A 17,842-nucleotide genomic window follows, 5' to 3' on the forward strand; every position below is an offset into this window, starting at 1 on the left:
ATGGATGCCATGACCGCGACGCCTTCCGGCCCCTCCGCCGACGTGGCGTCCCTGTCTTTCGAGCAAGCCCGAGACGAACTCGTCCGCGTGGTCGCCGAGCTCGAGCAGGGCGCTCCGACCCTGGAGGAGTCCCTCGCCCTCTGGGAGCGCGGCGAACAGCTCTCCGCCCGGTGCGAGGAATGGCTGCTGGGCGCCAAGCGGAGACTGGACGCGGCCCGCGGCGAGGGTGAGGAGTCCTGATGGCCCGCATCGTCGCCGAGCTCGGCCGCCCCGAGACCCCGGAAGAGACCGCGGCCCGCAAGGCCGAGTCCTCTCGCCGCTATCGCTCCAGCAAGACGTTCCGCAATCTCGTCGCAGCGCTGCTCGTCACGGTCGCGGTCGTCCTCGTCGTGATCGCGGCGGTTCCGCGCGGCGAGCCCGCCCCGCGCCCGCAGCCCGACGTCGCGGCGCTCGCCACCGACCTGTCCGACGAGATCGGTCGCCCCGCGCTGTCCCCGTCGCTCCCCGACGGATGGCGTGTCAACCAGGCGACGACCGAGGGCCAGGGCGGCACCGAGGCGTGGACCATGGTGTACGTCCGGTCGGGCGAGTCGGGGTTCGTGCGCGTCGCGCAGGGTCTCGACACCGGCGAGGAGTGGGTCGCCCAGGTGCTGGGCGGAGCGCGCAGCACCGAGACCGTCGCGATCGACGGCGTGGACTGGAACGTGTACCGCCCCAGCGACCCCGAGCGTGCCGGCAACATCACGTACGCGCTGTCGACCCCCGCCGGTCCCGACCAGGTGCTGATCTACGGCGACGCCAGCCCCGAGACGACCGCGATCGCCGCGGCATCCGTCACCGCCCAGATTCGAGAACTGAGAGAGGCCCCGTGAGCGAGCGCATGACCCCCCGTGCCGTGTGGAATCAGATGCTCGAGGGCAACCGCCGCTTCGTCACGGGCGCCCCCGCGCACCCGCGCCAGGACGTCGAGCGTCGCGCAGAGCTGGCGAGCTCGCAGCACCCCACCGCCGCGCTCTTCGGCTGCTCCGACTCGCGCCTCGCGGCGGAGATCATCTTCGACCAGGGCCTGGGCGATCTGTTCGTCGTCCGCAACGCCGGCCAGGTCATCTCCGACTCGGTGATCGGCAGCCTCGAGTACGCCGTCGGGGTCCTGGAGGTCCCCCTCATCGTGGTTCTCGCGCACGACGCCTGCGGCGCCGTGGGTGCCGCCATCGACAGCACGGGCATCGACGCCCCGACCCTTCCGCCCTACATCTGGCGCCAGATCGCCCCCATCGTGCCGGCCGTGCGCCGGGTGCAGCGCGAAGAGGCCGCCGAAGGACGCTCGGCCGAGCGGGTCGACGCCGAGCTGGTGGGTCGCGAGCACCTCCGCCACACCGTCGCCGACCTGCTGCGCGCTTCCGAGCTCATCGCCGAGGCCGTCGCCGAGGGCCGGGTCGCGGTGGTGGGCGCCAATTACCGCCTCGACGACGGGGAAGCCGTCTCCGTCGTGAGCGTGGGCGACGTGGACGACTCCCGCGCCGCCTGACACCGCACGAAACGATCTGGAGGAACGACGACGTGACCGACATCGAGTACCGCATCGAACACGACACCATGGGTGAAGTGCGGGTGCCCAAGGACGCCCTCTACGCCGCGCAGACGCAGCGCGCGGTGGAGAACTTCCCCATCTCGGGTTCGGGGCTGGAGTCGACGCAGATCGCCGCACTCGCGCGCATCAAGAAGGCGGCCGCGCTGGCGAACAAAGAGCTCGGCACGCTCGACCCCCGCGTCGCCGACGCCATCGCCCAGGCGGCGGACGAGGTCATCACCGGTGCGTACGACGCGCACTTCCCCGTCGACACCTACCAGACCGGTAGCGGCACGTCGTCGAACATGAACATGAACGAGGTCCTGGCGACCCTCGCCACCGGGATCCTCGGCGAGACCGTCCACCCCAACGACCACGTCAACGCGTCGCAGTCCTCCAACGACGTCTTCCCCACCTCGGTCCACATCGCGGTCACGCAGGCCCTCATCGACGACCTCATCCCGGCGCTCGACCACCTCGCGGTGGCGCTCGAGGCGAAGGCCGAGGCGTGGAAGGGCATCGTCAAGTCCGGCCGCACCCACCTGATGGATGCCACTCCGGTCACGCTCGGCCAGGAGTTCGGCGGCTACGCCCGTCAGATGCGCCTCGGTATCGAGCGCGTGCAGGCCGTCCTCCCCCGCGTCGGCGAGGTTCCCCTCGGAGGGACGGCCGTCGGTACGGGCATCAACACGCCGCTGGGCTTCCCGCAGAAGGTCATCGCGCTGCTCGCCGCCGAGACCGAGCTGCCCATCACCGAAGCCAAGGACCACTTCGAGGCGCAGGCGAACCGCGACGGCCTCGTCGAGGCGTCCGGGGCACTGCGCACGATCGCGGTCTCGCTCACCAAGATCAACAACGACATCCGTTGGATGGGTTCGGGTCCGAACACGGGCCTCGGCGAGCTGCACATCCCCGACCTCCAGCCGGGTTCCTCGATCATGCCCGGCAAGGTGAACCCGGTCGTCCCCGAGGCCACCCTGATGGTCTGCGCGCGCGTCATCGGGAACGATGCCACCGTCGCCTGGGCGGGCGCCTCGGGTTCGTTCGAGCTCAACGTCGCGATCCCCGTCATGGGCACGGCTCTGCTGGAATCGATCCGTCTGCTGTCCAACGCCATGCGCGTGCTCGCCGACAAGACGATCGACGGTCTCGAGGCCAACGTCGCCCGGGCCGAAGCGTTCGCCGGGATGTCCCCGTCCATCGTCACGCCCCTGAACAAGGTCATCGGCTACGAGGCCGCCGCGAAGATCGCCAAGCACTCGGTGGCCAAGGGCATCACGGTCCGCGAGGCCGTCATCGACCTCGGCTACGTCGAGCGCGGCGAGATCACCGAAGAGGTGCTCGACGCCAAGCTCGACCTGCTCTCGATGACCCACCCGGGCTGAGCCGGAACGCAACGACGCCGAGGAACGCCATAATCAGAGGATGATCCGCCGCACGAGACCCGTCTCGGCACGCGTGCGGCTCCTCACGGCGATCCTCGGCGTCGTGCTGCTCGGGCTCATCATCGCCGGTGGCGTCACGTTCTTCGTGCAGAGCGAGCGCGTGCTCGCCAACGCGCAGCGGCAGCTCGACGGCTTCGTCTCGACCGTTTCGGCCAGTGGACAGGACGCGACCGATCTGGTCGCCGCGGCCGTGCCCGGACGCACGGACGGCACCCTGGCGATCAGCGGGGTCGCGGTGCTGGCCACGACACCGGCCCCGCCGGGCCTGCCGCTGGCCGGCGACGCAGCCTTCCTCGACGGGCTGCGCGCCGCACTCGACCGCGGCGAGCTGCGCGGCCGCCTCGACACGGCCGCGGGTCCCGTGCTCTACGCCGCCGTCGTCGACGGCGACGCTGCGGTCGTCCAGGCCATCTCGATCGACCAGCGCATGGAGCTGGTGACGCTGTCGACCATGACCTACGCGATCACGGGCGCGGGCGTGCTGCTCGCCGTCGGCGTGGCCGGATGGTTCGTCACGGGGCGCCTCTTCTCGCCGCTGCGGAAGCTCCGCGACACGACCGACGCGATCACCATCGCCGATCTCGGGGTGCGCGTGTCCGCGGACGGCAATGACGAGATCGCCGATCTGACGGCATCCGTGAACTCGATGCTCGATCGCCTGTCCATGTCGGTCGCCGCCCAGCGGCAGCTCCTCGACGACGTGCGACACGAACTGAAGACCCCCATCACGATCGTCCGCGGCCACCTCGAGACCATGAACCCCGCCGACGCCGATGACGTCGTGGAGACGCGCGACCTCGGCATCTCCGAGCTCGACCGGCTGTCGCGCCTGGTCGACGACATCGATGCGCTCGCCGACGTCGAGGCCGGGTCCCTGTCCGCGGGGGTCGTCGACGTCAGCGCGCTCACCGACCGCGTCGGCGAGCTCGTGGCGGCCATCCCCGAGCACACGTGGACCATCGAAGCGCGCGGCCGCGGCCGCATCGTCGGAGACCACGACCGACTGGTGCAGGCGTGGCTGCAGCTCGCCGACAACGCCGCGAAGTACACCCCGGCCGGGAGCCCGATCGAGATCGGCAGCTCCGACGACGGCGCGGTGGCGAATCTGTGGGTCCGCGACCACGGCCCCGGCATCCCTCCCGCAGCCCGTCACCGGGTGTTCCGCCGATTCGACCGCGTGTCGACGCGGCGTGGCGTCGACGGATCCGGTCTGGGCCTGTCGATCGTGGATGCCATCGTGAGAGCGCACGACGGCCACTGCACCATCACCGACACTCCCGGCGGGGGTGCGACGCTGACCCTTCACGTGCCGCTCGGCGGTTCCCCCGCCCCCACCGACCTTCCGACACCGGTCCGCGCCGGCGACGTCGTTCTGCAGAGAGAGGCCACCGGATGACCCGCATCCTCATCGCCGAAGACGAGGAGCGCATCTCTGCGTTCGTGGCGAAGGGACTGGAGTCGGCCGGCTACCAGACCGTCATCGTGGACGACGGGGCCGAGGCTCTCGACACCGCGCTCGGCGGCGACATCGACCTCGTGCTGCTGGACGTGGGGCTTCCGACCATCGACGGCTTCGAAGTGCTGCGGAGCCTCCGCGGGCAGGGATCGCCGATCCCGGTCATCATGCTCACGGCCCGCACCAGCACCCGGGACACCGTCGACGGACTCGACGCGGGCGCCAACGACTACGTCGCGAAACCGTTCAAGTTCGACGAGCTGCTCGCCCGCGTGCGGTCGCGTCTGCGCGAGCCGGTGTCGGTCGGGTCGATCACGATCGCGCACGGCGACGTGTCGCTCGACGTCCTGACCCGACGGGCCTCCATCGGTGCGCGGGAGATCGATCTGAGCGCGCGGGAGTTCGCCCTGGCGGAGGAGTTCCTGCGCCACGCGGGGCAGGTGCTGAGTCGCGAACAACTGCTCAGCCGCGTCTGGGGACTCGACTTCGACCCCGGGTCCAACGTGGTCGACGTGTACGTCCGCTACCTCCGCGCCAAGTTCGGCGCGGGCCGCATCGTCACCGTGCGCGGTGCCGGCTATCGCTGGCAATAGCCGCCCATAACCCAAAAACCCCCGGTTGGGGGGAAACCGGGGGGATGGGGAAACGATCCACGGCGGTCTGCCGACGTACCCGAAACGTCGGTGACCTGCACGGCGAACCGTTCACTTTTCATTTATTGGGGGGAACCGCCGAGGCGGTGACGAGGTCTCCCTCGCCGTTGAGACAACTCTGACGGTCCCCCGTGAGAATGCGAGGAGGTGCAGATGAGAAACCTCTCATGTCGCGCCCGCCGCACGCGAGAAGGGGCGGAGATGCATGGCATCCCCGCCCCTTCTTCTCACCGGGTCACGACAGTTCGCCGGCCTCCAACAGCTCCGTCACAAGCGCGGCGATCGCCGACCTCTCCGAACGGGTCAGGGTGACGTGACCGAAGAGCGCGTGGCCCTTCAGCGTTTCGATGACCGAGGCCACGCCGTCATGACGACCGACCCGCAGGTTGTCGCGCTGGCCGACGTCGTGCGTCAGCACGACACGCGAATTCTGGCCGATACGACTCAGGACCGTCAGCAGCACATTGCGTTCGAGCGACTGGGCCTCGTCGACGATCACGAACGCGTCGTGCAGCGAACGACCACGGATGTGGGTGAGCGGCAGTACCTCGAGCATGCCGCGGGCCAGCACCTCTTCGAGCACGTTGCCCGATACGACCGAGCCGAGCGTGTCGAACACCGCCTGACCCCACGGGCCCATCTTCTCGGCCTGATCGCCGGGAAGATAGCCGAGTTCCTGCCCGCCGACGGCGAACAGCGGGCGGAAGACGATGATCTTCTTCTGCTGCTGGCGCTCCAGGACGGCTTCGAGCGCGGCGCACAGCGCAAGCGCCGACTTGCCGGTGCCGGCACGTCCGCCGAGCGAGACGATCCCCACCTCCGGATCCAGCAACAGATCCAGGGCGATACGCTGCTCGGCCGAACGCCCGTGGAGACCGAACGCGTCGCGGTCGCCCCGGACGAGCCGGAACTCTCCGTCGCCGGTGACCCGGCCCAAAGCCGAGCCCCGCTCGGAATGGATGATGAGGCCCGTGTTGACGGGGAGCCCGCGGACGTCCTCACTGGCGGCGACCTCGGATTCGTACAGGTCGCTGAGGTCGTCGCCGGAGACGTCGATCGAGGCGATCCCGGTCCAGCCCGAGTCCATCGCCTGCTCCGCGAGGTACTCCTCCGCCGAGATGCCCAGCGACGACGCCTTCACGCGCATCGGCAGGTCCTTCGACACCACCGTGACCTCGGCGCCGTCGCGCGCGATGTTCATCGCGACGGCGAGGATGCGGCTGTCGTTGTCGCCCAGGCGCATACCGGACGGCAGCACGGAGGGATCGGTGTTGTTCAGCTCGACGCGGAGCGTGCCGTCCGTGCCGACCGGAACCGGGAAGTCGAGCCGACCGTGTTCGATGCGCAGTTCGTCGAGGTGCCGCAGCGCTTGCCGCGCGAAGTAGCCGATCTCGGGATCGTGGCGCTTGCCCTCCAGCTCGGTGATCACGACGACGGGGATCACGACCGAGTGCTCGGCGAAGCGGAAGAACGCCCGCGGGTCGCTCAACAAGACGGAGGTGTCCAGAACGTACGTGCGCAGAGCCTGATCGGCCGAGGCATCCGATTCCGAAACACTGCTGTCGACGACGTTCCGCTGGTCGTACGGTGCTCGTGCAGTCACAACCCACTCCCGACCCGGGTGTCTCACCCGGCTGTCACGAGTCGACCTGTGGGTCACGAGTCGCGATCCGAAGGCCGACTCGACCGGGCTCCGTGCCCGATGACCTCACCGTAAAGCCTTCCGCGGGGCCGTGGGGTCGCGAACACGCCCGGAAAAATGACGAGTGCGTTAACGCTGACGCGCGACTACTGCCCGAACCGGCGGTCGCGGGCGGAGAAGTCGCGGATGGCACGGAGGAAGTCCACCTCGCGGAGGTCGGGGCCGAGCGCCTCGACGAAGTAGAACTCCGAGTGCGCCGACTGCCACAGGAGGAAGTCGCTCAAGCGCTGCTCCCCCGAGGTGCGGATGACGAGATCGGGGTCGGCCTGACCGCCGGTGTACAAGTGTTCACCGATCTGCTCGGGCGTGAGGCTCGCCGCCAGTTCCTCGAGCGACCCCCCTTGGCGATCGTGCTGGGCGATGATGCTGCGCACCGCGTCGACGATCTCGCTGCGCCCGCCGTAGCCGACGGCCAGGTTGACGTGGAGACCGGTGTGCGAGCGCGTCCGCTCGGTGACCTCGTGCAGCACCTCGGCGAGAGCCGGGGGCAGGCCGTCGGCGCGCCCCACGTGCTGCACCCGCCAGTCGGGTTCGTGCGACAGCTCGCGAGCGAGTTCGGCGATGATCTCGATGAGGTCGTCGAGCTCGCGGGAGTCGCGCTTGCGCAGGTTGTCGTTGGACAGCAGGTAGAGCGAGACGACCCGGATGCCGAGGTCATCGCACCAGCGGAGGAACTCGTGCATCTTGGCGGCCCCGGCGCGATGACCGTGCGCCGCGCTGTCGAATCCGAGCTGCCGGGCCCAGCGACGATTGCCGTCGATCATCATCGCCACGTGGTGCGGGACGGTGGCGGGCATCTGTCGGCGCAGGCGCTGGATGTACAGCCGGTAGAGGGGACCCCGCCCCTCGTTCCTCCACACGCGCGCCACCCGCCTACGCTATCGCGTCACGACCACTCGGGCGGGATGCGTGGCGGGCTCTGCACGAGCTCTCCACAGGCCCCGCCATGTGCCCGGTCGGGTATGCGGTGCGACGTAGGCTCGGAGGGTGACATCTTCTGTGGCAGGCGACGGACCCGACATGCCCCAGCTCCCCCTTCTGGAGGCGAACGCCGTCGGCGCGCAAGCGGACATCAAGCCGACATGGCGCGGTTGGATCCACGCGGGAACCTTCCCCGTGGCGATCGCCGCGGGCATCGTGCTCATCGTGCTCGCGCACGGCGCTCCGGCGAAGTGGGCGTCCGCGGTCTTCATGGCCACGTCCATGCTGCTGTTCGGCAACTCGGCGCTGTATCACCGGTTCAACTGGAAGCCGAAGACCAAGGCGGTGCTCAAGCGCATCGACCACGCGAACATCCTGCTCCTGATCGCCGGCACGTACACGCCGCTCGCCGTGCTCGCCCTCCCGACTCCGCAGACGGTGCTCCTGCTGTCCATCGTCTGGGGCGGCGCGATCCTGGGCATCCTCTTCCGCGTCTTCTGGATCAACGCCCCGCGCTGGCTCTACGTGGCGCTCTACCTCGCCCTCGGCTGGGCCGCGGTGATGTACATCGTCGACCTGCTCAACGCGAACGTCGCGATGATGGTGCTCGTCGTCATCGGCGGGTTGCTCTACACCGTGGGCGCGATCGTCTACGCGCTGAAGCGCCCGAACCCGTGGCCCGGTCACTTCGGCTTCCACGAGATCTTCCACGTGTGCACGGTCCTGGCGTTCCTGTGCCACTGGACCGCGTGCCTGCTCATCGCGCTCCGCCCCGCGTTCCACGGCGGCTGATCGGGCGATGCCGGCCCCCCGGGTCGCGGCTCAGCTGCGGGGCGCGTCGCGGTCGATGTCTTCGTCGTCGGTCTCGCTGGCGGCCTCGGCCGCGCGCGCCTGCTCTTCCGCGTCCAGTTCCGCGTTGACCTCCTCGCGGTAGCGTCCGCGGCGGATACGGCGCAGCATGTCCCAGACGAGCAGGAACACCGCGACGGCGATGAAGGCGACCGCGGCGAAGCCGAACGGCCCCGGAGTGACGATCGACTCGTCGGGCGTCGAGGGAGTGGGCGTGGCCGCGAGGGCCGCAAGCGCGGTGAGCATGAAGTCCTTCGGTCCGGGCGGGAGCGCGTAGCCTGGAAGTCCAGCCTAAAGCCCGGGGAGACCATGACGACGCAAGCCCAGCTCGACGACCGCTACGGCCGCACCCGGTCTCCGCGTCGGCGCATCGTGCTGTGGAGCATCGTGGGAGTGATCGCCGCGAGCCTCACGGTCGCACTCGGGTGGACGACCGTGGCGAACAGCCTCGCGTCCGTGACCTCCACCGACACCGGGTTCACGGTGACGGATGCCGAGCGCGTGACGGTCTCCTTCCAGATCTCCGCCCCCATCGGTCAGCCCGTGGCGTGCGCGATCGAGGCACAGGACGAGGAGCACGGAACCGTCGGTTGGCGCGTCGTGGAGTACCCGGCATCCGAGGACCACACTCGCGCGTTCTCGGAGGAGATCCCGACGCTGGCGCTGGCCACGACGGGTTTTGTCAACTCCTGCTGGGTACCGTAGGCTCGATTTCCTAGACGCGCCCCGGCCCGAAGCCGGGGCGTTCGACATATCCCCGGCGGGCGCCTCCTCGTGCCCCACGCCGGCCCGATCGACGAAGGAGACCACCGTGTCCGATGACGCTCAGGTGACGTTCCTCACCCAGGATGCCTACGACCGTCTCGCCAACGAGCTCGAGCACCTCTCGACCACGGGCCGTGAAGAGATCGCCAAGCGCATCGAGATCGCTCGCGAAGAAGGCGATCTGAAGGAGAACGGCGGCTACCACGCCGCGAAGGACGAGCAGGGGAAGCAGGAGGCCCGCATCCGCACCCTCCAGGCGCTGCTGAAGAACGCCAAGGTCGGCGAGGCCCCCGAGAGCACGGGTGTCGTGGAGTCCGGCACCGTCGTGACCGCGATCATCGCGGGCGGCGAAGAGAAGTTCCTCCTGGGCAACCGCGAGATCGCCGCCGACTCCGAGCTCGACGTCTACAGCGAGGCGTCGCCGCTCGGCGCCGCGATCCTCGGCCTCAAAGAGGGCGACAGCGGCTCGTACACGACGCCCAACGGCAAGCAGATCGCGGTCGAGATCGTGAAGGTCGAGACCTACTCGGGTCAGTGATCCGTGAACGCGAAGAGCCGCTCCCCCGTTCGGGGTGAGCGGCTCTTCGCGTTCACGGGGAACTCTGTCAGTCGGAGACGACGGTGGCGACGAAGCCGGCCTCTTCGAGCGTGCGGATCACGAGGGCCCGGTGCTCGGCACCGCGGGTCTCGACGCTCAGCTGCAGGATGACCTCGCTGATCTGCAGGCCCTGCCCGTGGCGCGTGTGCAGCACCTCGATCACGTTGGCACCGACCTGGGCGAGCAGCTCCGACACACGGGCGAGCTGACCGGGGCGGTCCGGAAGCGGGATGCGCAGCGACATGTAGCGGCCGGATGCCGACAGGCCGTGTGCCACGACCCTCTGAAGCAGCAGCGGATCGATGTTCCCTCCGGAGAGGATCGTCACGGTCGTCCCGGTAGCGCGGACCTTCCCGGCGAGGATGGCGGCGACCCCGACCGCGCCGGCCGGCTCGACGACCTGTTTGGCGCGCTCGAGCAGGACGAGCAGCGCGCGCGCGATGTCGTCCTCGGTGACGGTGACGACCTCGTCGACGAACTCCCGGATGAGTTCGAACGGCAGATCGCCGGGACGCGCGACGGCGATGCCGTCGGCGATCGTCGGGGTCGTCGGCACCTGGATCGGGTAGCCCGCCGCCAGCGAGCTGGGGTAGGCGGCCGAGTTCTCGGCCTGGACGCCGATGATGCGCACGTCGCGGCCCTCGGCGGCTGCGCGCGCCTTGACCGCGGCGGCGACGCCGGCGGCCAGACCTCCGCCGCCGATCCCGACGATGACCGTCTCGAGGTCGGGCAGGTCTTCGACCAGCTCGAGGCCCAGCGTGCCCTGGCCCACGACGATGTCCCGGTGATCGAACGGGTGGATCAGCACGGCCCCGGTGCGTTCAGCGAACTCGGCGGCGAGTCGGAGCGGCGTCTCGACGGTCGCGCCCTCCAGGATCACCTCGGCGCCGTAGCCGCGCGTGGCGAGGAGCTTGGGCACCGGGACGCCGAGCGGCATGAAGATCGTGGCGGAGATGCCCAGTTGCTGCGCCGCGAGGGCGACCCCCTGCGCGTGGTTGCCGGCCGACGCCGCGACGACGCCGCGCGCCCGCTCCTCGGCGGTCAGTCGCGACAAGCGGTAGGTCGCCCCGCGGATCTTGAACGATCCGGTGCGCTGCAGATTCTCGAGCTTGAGGTGCACAGGGACACCGAGCAGCTCGGTCAGGTGCAGCGACTCGTCGAGAGGGGTCCGCGTGATGATGCCGCGCAGGGTCTGCGCGGCATCCTCGAACTCGGCCAGGGTGGGCGTGTCGTTCATGATCTCCTTCCGCGATCGCGGGGAACGGTCTGCCAGATCAGGTCGGCGGAGTCGACGGAGACGCCACCGTCACGCCACGCGTGGCTGCTGAGGTACACCGAGACGACGTTGACGAACGCGGCGAGCGGCACCGCGAACAGCGCGCCGGGGATTCCGCCGATCATCGCCCCTCCGGCCACGACGAGGACCACCGCGAGCGGGTGCACCTTGACGGCGGAGCCCATCAGGATGGGCTGCAGCACGTGGCTCTCGAGTTGCTGGACCCCGAGGACGACGATGAGCATGAACAGCGCGATCAGGGGTCCGTTGTACACGAGCGCGATGAAGACCGCGAGGGCGCCGGTGACAACTGCTCCCACGAACGGGATGAACGCACCGAGGAACACCAGGACGCCGATCGGGATCGCCAACGGCACCCCGAGCAGGAACGCGCCCACGCCGATGCCGATCGCGTCGATGGTGGCCACGAGCAGCTGCGTGCGGGCGTAGGTGATGACGGTGCGCCATCCGGCGCGCCCGGCGCCGTCGACCGCGGGCCGCGCGACGCGGGGGAACAGTCGGGTCGTCCAGCGCCAGATGCCGCCGCCGTCGGCGAGCAGGCACAGCAGGATGAACAGGGTCAGCAGCAGCCCGGTACCGACGTGCCCGATCGTCGTACCGATCGCCAAGGCGCCGGTCCACAGCACCTCGGCCTGCTGCTGAAGGAACGTGCCCGCCTGGCGGAGTCCGTCGTCGATCTGCTGTGCGGACAGGTGGAGGGGGCCGTCGATGAGGTACTGGCGGAACTGGCCGATCGCGTCGACCGTGCGGTCGCGCACCGACGCGAACTCCCGCGTGATCTGCCACACCGCGAGCCACAGCAGGCCCGAGATCACGGCGATCGTGCCGAGCACGGTGACGACGATGGCGAGCCAGCGCGGCCACCGGTGCCGGAGGAGGAACGAGAAGGCGGGCCACACGAGCGCCGTGATGAGGATCGCGACCAGCAGCGGGATCACCAGGAGCTTGAGCTGGATGACCAACCACACGACCACGCCGATGGCGGCGGCGATCACCAGCAGTCGCCAGGAGTACGCGGTGGCCTGGCGCAGTGCCGGCGGGACGGCCGGGGTGAGATCGCTCGAGACGGTGCGCCGACGCAGGGCGTCGAAGAACGATCCGCGGTCCTCGGGATCGGTTCCGGTCATCCCGTCAGCCTACCTCCGCGCCACCCGCGCGAACGCCGGGAATGTCGGGGGCCATGCCTACGCTGGCATACATGACGACGACGCTCTCACGTGCCGGTGCCCGCCGGATCGCCCTGGCCGCGCAGGGCCTCGGTCGGCCGCGTCCCAAGACCGTCGGCACGCGGCACATCACCTCGACCCTGCGTCGGATGCGGATCCTGCAGATCGACTCCGTGAACGTCTTCTCGCGCTCGCACTACATGCCGTTGTTCGCGCGCCTGGGGTCCTACGACACGAGCCTCCTCGATCGCCTGGCCTTCTCGCGCCGCCCGCGGTGGGTCGAGTCCTGGGCGCATGTGGCATCCCTCGTCGAGGTCGCCGACTGGCCGCTGCTGCAGTTCCGCCGCGACGCCCTCCGCGAAAGGTACGGCGCCGACGACTGGGCGCTGGCCAACGCAGGGCTGCTGAGGTGGCTGCGCGACGAGCTCGCCGCGCGGGGTCCCCTGCGTCCCGCCGACATCGAGCACGACGCCCGCGCGGGGTCGCGCGGATCGTGGTGGGGCTGGGACGACGTGAAGAACGGCCTCGAGCGACTGTGGCTCATGGGCGACGTGGCAATCGCCGGCCGTCGCGGATTCGAGCGACGGTACGCACTGGCCTCCGACGTGCTGCCCCGCGAGGCTCTCGAATCCCCCGTTCCGCGGGCTGAGGCTATTCGCGAGCTCGTGCGGCGCGCGGCCGTCGCGTACGGTGTCGCGACCGCCGCCGACCTCGCCGACTACTGGCGCATCCGCGACCGCCCCGCCGTTCTCGGTGCGGTGCGCGAGCTCGTCGACGCCGGCGAACTCGAGCCCGTCGTCGTCGAGGGCTGGCAGATCGCGGGCCGGCCCGCGAAAGCTTGGCTGCATCGGGATGCCGCCCGCCCCCGCCACGTCGACGCGACCGCCATCCTGACCCCGTTCGACCCCGTCGTGTGGTTCCGTGATCGAGCCGAGCGCCTGTTCGACTTCGACTACCGCATCGAGATCTACACGCCCGCCGAGAAGCGGCGCTTCGGCTACTACTCGTTGCCCGTGGTCGTCGGCGACGACGTGGTCGGCCGTGTCGATCTGAAGGCCGACCGGCCCGCATCGGCACTGCGCGTGCAATCGGCGTGGTGGGAGCACGGCGCTCCATCCGAGGCGGCGGAGCGGCTCGCGCTCGAGCTGCGCACCGCGGCGTCCTGGCAGGGTCTCGAGCACGTCACGGTGTCGCGCTGGGGCGATGCGGCCGACGCCCTCGCGGGGGCGCTGCGCGCCGGACGCCACGAGCACCCGCAGAACGACGCCGCCCCCTCACCCGTGACGGGCTGAGGGGGCGGCGGAGTCGACCGCGTCAGAACTGGACGCGGGGCGGCTCGGAGATCGCCGCACCGTCGACGACCTCGAAGAACTCGCGCGCCTGGAAACCCAGCTGACGGGCGAACAGGTTGTTGGGGAAGACCTTGATCTTGGTGTTGAGTTCGCGCACGCCGCCGTTGTAGAACCGGCGCGACGCCTGGATCTTGTCTTCGGTGTCGACGATGGACTGCTGCAGCTGCAGGAAGTTCTGGCTCGCCTGAAGCTGGGGATACGCCTCGGCTACGGCGAACAGCGACTTGAGCGCCTGCTGCATGTGCCCCTCGGCGACACCCGCTTCGGCGGGGCTCTGGGCCGAGATCGTCTCGGCGCGCGCCCGCGTCACATTCTCGAAGACGGCCTTCTCGTGCGCCGCGTATCCCTTGACCGTCTCGATGAGGTTGGGAAGCAGATCGGCGCGACGCTTGAGCTGGACGGTGATGTCGCTCCACGCCTCGTCGACCCGGACATTGAGGGAGACGAGGGCGTTGTACGTCGCCCACAGATAGATCCCCGCGATCGCCAGGATCGCGACGATCACGATGACGGGGACGAGCCACTCCCACATGTTCCGGTTCTCCGTTCGACGACTGCCGCACAATCCTAACGGCGACGACGCCGCCCACCAGGGGCCTGCGGACGACTCCCAGTCGATACGCATGGAAAGCGACCGGCGGTGCGCTCGCGGTACGCCGCACGCGTACCCCCGGTGGGATTCGAACCCACACCTGGAGCGATTTTAAGTCGCCTGCCTCTGCCATTGGGCTACGGGGGCGGATGCCACGCTCCACCGTAGCGCGACGGATGACGGCATCCGGAAACGACGAAGCCCCCGCACACAGGGTGCGGGGGCTTCGACCGAGATCACTTGGCCGCGACGGCCTCGGGCTTCTTGTCGGCGGGAGCCGGCTCGGCCGCGGGCTGTGCCGGGCGCGGCCGGGCCGCGAACTCCTCGAACGTGGCACGCGGCGTCTGCACGGCCTCGAGCGAGACGACCTCGCGGCCGTGGAAGAAGTTCTGCACCCAGTCGCCGACGACACGGAACTTGCGCTCCCACGTCGGCATGGCGAGGCCGTGGTAGCCGCGGTGGGCGAACCACGCGAGCAGACCCGTGAGGGCGATCTTGCCGGACTGGAACGCGCCGTTGTAGAGACCGAGACCGGCGACGGCACCGAGGTTCTTGTGGAAGTACTGCTTGGGCTCCTCGCCACGGAGGACCGCGACGATGTTCTTCGCCATGAGCTTGCCCTGGCGCACCGCGTGCTGCGCGTTCGGGACGCAGAAGCCGCCCACGCCGCCGCCCGACAGGTCGGGCACCGCCGAGACGTCGCCGGCGGCCCACGCACCCTCGACGAACTCCTCGTCGGTGCCGACGCGCAGGTCGGGGCGGGTGCGGATGCGGCCGCGCTCCTCGACCGGCAGGTCGCTGCCGCGGACGACGGTGGGGTTCGCCATGACACCGGCGGTCCAGATGATGAGGTCGGTGGGCAGTTGCTCACCGGTGGAGAGCTCGACGACCCCGTCGACGGCGCCCTTGACCTGCGTGTCGAGGTGCACGAACGCACCCTTCTTCGCGAGGTCGGCGAGCACCCACTCGCTCGTCTTCTGCGACACCTCGGGCATGATGCGCCCCATCGCCTCGATGAGGTGGAAGTGCGTGTCGTCGAAGGTGAGCGTCGGGTACTGCTTCAGCAGCGAGGACGCGTACGCGCGCAGCTCGGCGAAGACCTCGATGCCGGCGAAGCCGCCACCGACGACCACGACGGTCAGCAGGCGGTCGCGCTCGGGGCCGGCCGGGAGGACGGACGCCTTGTCGAAGTTGGACGTCAGACGGTCGCGGATCGCCACGGCCTCCTCGATCGTCTTCAGACCGATGGCGTTCTCGGCGATGCCGGGGATCGGGAACGTGCGCGAGACGGCACCGGCGGTCACGACGATCTGGTCGTACTCCTGCGTCCACGTCTCATCGCCGGCGATCGGCGTGATCGTCGCGGTCTTGGTCGCGTGCTCGATGCCCGTGACCTTTCCGGCGATGACCGTGGTGCGCTTGAGGTGACGACGCAGACCCACCACGACGTGGCGGGGCTCGATCTCACCGGCCGCGACCTCGGGGAGGAACGGCTGGTACGTCATGTACGGCAGCGGGTCGACGAGAGTGACCTCGGCCTCGTTGCGGCCGAGGAGCTTCTCGAGCTTCCACGCAGTGTAGAAACCCGCGTAGCCTCCGCCGACGATGAGGATCTTGGGCACGGTGCTGGTCACGATGGAAGAGACTCCTGGTTTGTGGTGCGGCTCGGCTCGCGAGAAATGCGCGCCTTACGGATACGCCGGGCAGCAGCACTGACGCCGAGCGTGATCATTATAGCGGCGAGGGTCGCGCCCGCGAGCGGCAGCGTGCCGTACAGCAGGCTGTCGCGCGTCGGCAGGAGCGGGGACGACGCCCGCGGCGCGGATTCCACCGGCGGGAGAGCCGGGATCTCGACCGGCGCCGTGGTCGGCGCCCCGGTGGGCGCGGGGGCGTTCGCGCGCCGGTACAACCGCACCCACTCGGCCAGATCACCGAGCGGATTGGACGACACCGACGGCACCGAGGCCGTGGACACCGCCGCGGCGGCGTCGACGAGTCCATACCCGTAGAGCGTGTCCTGACCGGACCCCGCACCCGGACCGGACGTGGCCGTACGGATCAGCCGGTTGAGGACGTTGTCGGCATCCAGACCCGGATGCGCGGCGCGGACCAGCGCCGCGATGCCCGAGACGATCGGTGCAGCGCCGCTCGTGCCGTTCCACTGCACCAGCGAGCCGTCGGCCGACACACCGAGCAGGCGCTCGCTCGGGGCGGACAGACCGATCGTGATGCCCTGGGTGGAGGCGTCATTGCTCGCGATCCCCGACGGGTCGACGCCGCCGACGGCGAGGACGCCCGGGATGGTCGCCGGGGCTCCGACCCTCGAGGTGCCGCTCCCCCGGTTGCCCGCGGCCACGACGACGACGACGTCGTGATCGAACGCGTACTGGAACGCCTCGTCCCAGCTCTGATCCCAGTCCAGCGTGTTCGTGGTCAACGACATGTTGATGACCGTGGCGCCCTGATCGACGGCCCAGTGGATGGCATCCACGATCTGCTCGGTGAAGGGCTTCGACGTCACGGAGCCGAAGCCCACCGAGATCGAGAGCAGCTCGGCCTCCGGAGCGACTCCGATCATGCCCTTGCCGTCGCCCGTGCCCCGCGCCGCGGCGAGGGAACCGACCCAGCTGCCGTGGTTGGAATCGACCGCGCCCACCGGAGTGCGCCCGTCGGGCGCGCCCACGCCGGAGACGTCGGTCCCGCCGACGACGGCTCCGGAGAACTCGACCGGGCCGCGCGCGATGCCGGTGTCGATGATCGCGATCTTCTGGCCGGCGCCGCGCGTCGTCTTCCACGCCTCGGTGATGCCGTACTGATCGAGCCAGTACTCCGCCGCGCGGACGGGATCGGCGGAGACCTGCGGGGTCGGGGTCGTCGCCGCCCCCGTCAGCATCACGACGCCCAAGGCGACGGATGCCACGGCTGCGACGACGCGTCTCATCCGCCCGCCCCGGGGGTCTCGCACTCGCAGCGCTCGGGCGACCAAGTGCCCCGCGACAGCGCCAGGTCGCCGATGGGGTTCACGCCCGGACCGGCGGCGAGCGCGTGGCCCGCGAGGGCGTGCAGGCACTTCACCCGCGTCGGCATCCCTCCGGCCGAGATCCCGGCGATCTCGTCGGGCTCGCCGTACACCGCGCGGTCGCGCAGGTACGCCTCGTGCGCCGCGGCGTACGCGGCGCGCAGGTCATCGTCGGCGGCGAGCTCGTCGGAGAACTCCTTCATGACGTGTCCGGCCTCGAGGACCGACATCGCCGCCGTGGCCGCGGGGTGCGTGAGGTAGTAGAACGTCGGGAACGGGCTGCCGTCGTCGAGCCGCGGAGACGTGGCGACGACGGTCGGATTGCCGCACACGCACCGCGCCGCGATGCCGACGACTCCGCGCGGGACCCGTCCGAGCTGCGACTGCAGCACGTCGAGGTCGGCGTCGGATGCGGGGGGCAGGGGCGGCGTGCTCATCGCCTCCAGGGTACCCGGCG

19 protein-coding genes and 1 tRNA gene are annotated in these 17,842 nt (G+C 69.9%); 10 read left to right on the forward strand and 10 right to left on the reverse strand.

What is annotated here, in order from left to right; translation table 11 throughout:
• From BW982_RS12435 to BW982_RS12460, 6 genes are read left to right on the forward strand one after another with little or no spacing between them, the layout of a single operon-like run.
• A complete protein-coding gene (locus BW982_RS12435; protein WP_036328293.1) occupies positions 1-240 on the forward strand; it encodes an exodeoxyribonuclease VII small subunit in 240 nt (79 codons plus the stop codon).
• Entirely contained in the window at positions 240-872 is a 633-nt protein-coding gene (locus tag BW982_RS12440) for a DUF4245 family protein (protein ID WP_076493801.1), read from the forward strand. The genes BW982_RS12435 and BW982_RS12440 overlap by 1 nt, the downstream gene beginning before the upstream one ends.
• Before the next feature lie 8 nt (positions 873-880).
• The gene (locus BW982_RS12445) at positions 881-1,528 is read left to right on the forward strand and encodes a carbonic anhydrase (RefSeq protein WP_139327472.1); all 648 of its coding nucleotides are present in this window, start codon (positions 881-883) and stop codon (positions 1,526-1,528) included.
• 32 nt (positions 1,529-1,560) lie between these two features.
• Positions 1,561-2,955 carry a class II fumarate hydratase gene (locus BW982_RS12450; protein ID WP_076493804.1) on the forward strand — a complete coding sequence of 465 codons (1,395 nt, stop codon included), beginning with the start codon at positions 1,561-1,563 and terminating at the stop codon, positions 2,953-2,955.
• Between the two features lie 40 nt (positions 2,956-2,995).
• Entirely contained in the window at positions 2,996-4,411 is a 1,416-nt protein-coding gene (locus tag BW982_RS12455; protein WP_076493806.1) for a sensor histidine kinase, read from the forward strand.
• A complete protein-coding gene (locus tag BW982_RS12460; RefSeq protein ID WP_076493808.1) occupies positions 4,408-5,064 on the forward strand; it encodes a response regulator transcription factor in 657 nt (218 codons plus the stop codon). The genes BW982_RS12455 and BW982_RS12460 overlap by 4 nt, the downstream gene beginning before the upstream one ends.
• Before the next feature lie 295 nt (positions 5,065-5,359).
• On the opposite strand, the gene BW982_RS12465 is transcribed toward BW982_RS12460, so the two are convergent.
• Together BW982_RS12465 and BW982_RS12470 are read right to left on the reverse strand one after the other, a co-directional pair.
• Positions 5,360-6,646, reverse strand: coding sequence for an RNA 5'-3' helicase PhoH2 (locus tag BW982_RS12465; RefSeq protein WP_139327473.1), 1,287 nt, complete (start codon positions 6,644-6,646; stop codon positions 5,360-5,362).
• Between the two features lie 266 nt (positions 6,647-6,912).
• Positions 6,913-7,695: an isoprenyl transferase gene (locus BW982_RS12470; protein ID WP_254845588.1), complete on the reverse strand. Its 783-nt coding sequence runs from the start codon at positions 7,693-7,695 to the stop codon at positions 6,913-6,915.
• 151 nt (positions 7,696-7,846) lie between these two features.
• On the opposite strand from BW982_RS12470, the gene BW982_RS12475 reads away from it, so the two are divergent.
• Positions 7,847-8,539, forward strand: coding sequence for a PAQR family membrane homeostasis protein TrhA (locus BW982_RS12475; RefSeq protein ID WP_076493810.1), 693 nt, complete (start codon positions 7,847-7,849; stop codon positions 8,537-8,539).
• A gap of 30 nt (positions 8,540-8,569) precedes the next feature.
• Here the strand turns inward: BW982_RS12475 and BW982_RS12480 are convergent, their stop codons facing one another.
• Positions 8,570-8,842, reverse strand: coding sequence for a hypothetical protein (locus tag BW982_RS12480; protein WP_076493812.1), 273 nt, complete (start codon positions 8,840-8,842; stop codon positions 8,570-8,572).
• Positions 8,843-8,905: 63 nt separating this feature from the next.
• Between BW982_RS12480 and BW982_RS12485 the strand changes: the two genes are divergently transcribed.
• Both BW982_RS12485 and greA read left to right on the forward strand, forming a co-directional pair.
• Positions 8,906-9,301, forward strand: coding sequence for a DUF4307 domain-containing protein (locus BW982_RS12485; protein ID WP_076493813.1), 396 nt, complete (start codon positions 8,906-8,908; stop codon positions 9,299-9,301).
• A gap of 106 nt (positions 9,302-9,407) precedes the next feature.
• Entirely contained in the window at positions 9,408-9,899 is a 492-nt protein-coding gene (gene greA / locus BW982_RS12490; protein WP_076493815.1) for a transcription elongation factor GreA, read from the forward strand.
• A 67-nt stretch (positions 9,900-9,966) separates the two neighbouring features.
• On the opposite strand, the gene ilvA is transcribed toward greA, so the two are convergent.
• Entirely contained in the window at positions 9,967-11,196 is a 1,230-nt protein-coding gene (ilvA, locus tag BW982_RS12495; RefSeq protein ID WP_076493816.1) for a threonine ammonia-lyase, read from the reverse strand.
• Entirely contained in the window at positions 11,193-12,383 is a 1,191-nt protein-coding gene (locus tag BW982_RS12500) for an AI-2E family transporter (protein WP_076493818.1), read from the reverse strand. The genes ilvA and BW982_RS12500 overlap by 4 nt, the downstream gene beginning before the upstream one ends.
• A gap of 71 nt (positions 12,384-12,454) precedes the next feature.
• Between BW982_RS12500 and BW982_RS12505 the strand changes: the two genes are divergently transcribed.
• On the forward strand, positions 12,455-13,714 hold the full coding sequence (locus tag BW982_RS12505) for a winged helix-turn-helix domain-containing protein (protein WP_076493820.1): 1,260 nt from the start codon (positions 12,455-12,457) through the stop codon (positions 13,712-13,714).
• 22 nt (positions 13,715-13,736) lie between these two features.
• Here BW982_RS12505 and BW982_RS12510 read toward each other — a convergent pair whose 3' ends face one another.
• The 5 genes from BW982_RS12510 to BW982_RS12530 all read right to left on the reverse strand — a co-directional run bounded on the left by BW982_RS12510 (position 13,737) and on the right by BW982_RS12530 (position 17,822).
• A complete protein-coding gene (locus tag BW982_RS12510; protein ID WP_076493821.1) occupies positions 13,737-14,306 on the reverse strand; it encodes a LemA family protein in 570 nt (189 codons plus the stop codon).
• A gap of 133 nt (positions 14,307-14,439) precedes the next feature.
• Positions 14,440-14,513, reverse strand: a tRNA-Leu gene (locus tag BW982_RS12515).
• Positions 14,514-14,602: 89 nt separating this feature from the next.
• Positions 14,603-16,000, reverse strand: coding sequence for an NAD(P)/FAD-dependent oxidoreductase (locus BW982_RS12520; RefSeq protein ID WP_254845589.1), 1,398 nt, complete (start codon positions 15,998-16,000; stop codon positions 14,603-14,605).
• A complete protein-coding gene (locus tag BW982_RS12525; protein WP_076493823.1) occupies positions 15,997-17,307 on the reverse strand; it encodes a S8 family serine peptidase in 1,311 nt (436 codons plus the stop codon). The genes BW982_RS12520 and BW982_RS12525 overlap by 4 nt, the downstream gene beginning before the upstream one ends.
• The gene (locus BW982_RS12530) at positions 17,304-17,822 is read right to left on the reverse strand and encodes a DUF501 domain-containing protein (RefSeq protein WP_076493824.1); all 519 of its coding nucleotides are present in this window, start codon (positions 17,820-17,822) and stop codon (positions 17,304-17,306) included. Before BW982_RS12530 ends, BW982_RS12525 begins: the two co-directional genes overlap by 4 nt.
• Positions 17,823-17,842: the final 20 nt, after the last annotated feature.

Origin of the sequence: Microbacterium sp. RURRCA19A, from assembly GCF_900156455.1 — a bacterium.
Taxonomy (GTDB): Bacteria; Actinomycetota; Actinomycetes; order Actinomycetales; family Microbacteriaceae; genus Microbacterium.